The sequence below is a fragment of the Allobosea sp. 05T438 genome (genome assembly GCF_056396025.1).
In genome coordinates this window covers 1-1187 of the sequence record NZ_JBFTKQ010000050.1, presented here as the reverse complement: position 1 = coordinate 1187, position 1187 = coordinate 1, and the positions used below count along the sequence as shown (strand labels likewise).

Here is a 1187-nt window from a genome sequence, read left to right as displayed (position 1 = left end):
GCAATGATCGAAGCGACGACGCCGGCGCCGACGGTGCGGCCGCCTTCGCGGATGGCGAAGCGCAGCTTCTCTTCCATCGCGATCGGGGCGATCAGCGTCACCTCCATCGAGATGTTGTCGCCCGGCATCACCATCTCCGTGCCCTCAGGCAGCGTCACCACGCCGGTCACGTCCGTCGTGCGGAAGTAGAACTGCGGGCGGTAGTTGGTGAAGAACGGCGTGTGACGGCCACCCTCTTCCTTCGTCAGGATGTAGGCCTCGGCCTTGAACTTCGTGTGCGGCTTCACCGAACCCGGCTTGCACAGCACCTGGCCGCGCTCGACGTCCTCGCGCTTCGTGCCGCGCAGCAGCGCGCCGATGTTGTCGCCGGCCTGGCCCTGGTCGAGCAGCTTGCGGAACATCTCGACGCCCGTCACCGTCGTCTTSACSGTGTCCTTCAGGCCGACGATCTCGATTTCCTCGCCRACCTTGACGATGCCGCGCTCGACGCGGCCGGTCACMACCGTGCCGCGGCCCGAGATCGAGAACACGTCCTCGACCGGCATCAGGAACGGCTGGTCGATCGGGCGCTCCGGCTGCGGGATGTAGTCGTCGACCGTCTTCATCAGCGCGATCACCGCGTCATGGCCGATYTCCGGCGTGACGTTGTCGAGAGCRGCCTTSGCCGAGCCCTTGGTGATCGGRATGTCGTCGCCGGGGAAGTCGTACTTCGACAGCARCTCGCGGATCTCCATCTCGACCAGCTCGAGCAGCTCGGCGTCGTCGACGAGATCGACCTTGTTCATGAACACCACCAGCGCGGGAACGCCGACCTGGCGCGCCAGCAGGATGTGCTCGCGGGTCTGCGGCATCGGGCCGTCGGCAGCCGACACAACCAGGATCGCGCCGTCCATCTGCGCCGCGCCCGTGATCATGTTCTTCACATAGTCGGCGTGGCCGGGGCAGTCGACATGCGCATAGTGGCGGGCCGGGGTCTCGTACTCGACGTGCGCCGTCGAGATCGTGATGCCGCGGGCCTTCTCCTCAGGCGCCTTGTCGATCTGGTCATACGCCGTGAACGACGCCCCGCCGGACTCTGCCAGAACCTTCGTGATCGCAGCCGTCAACGACGTCTTGCCATGGTCGACGTGACCAATCGTGCCAATGTTGCAGTGCGGCTTCGTACGAGCGAATTTCTCTTTGGCCAT

The 1187-nt window shown here is 65.3% G+C and carries 1 protein-coding gene; it reads right to left on the bottom strand.

Translation table 11 applies throughout. The annotated features are described in order from the left end of the window. Positions 1-1187, bottom strand: a 1187-nt coding sequence (tuf, locus tag AC1DIN_RS29850) for an elongation factor Tu (RefSeq protein WP_476804195.1), incomplete at its 3' end; no start/stop codon positions are given.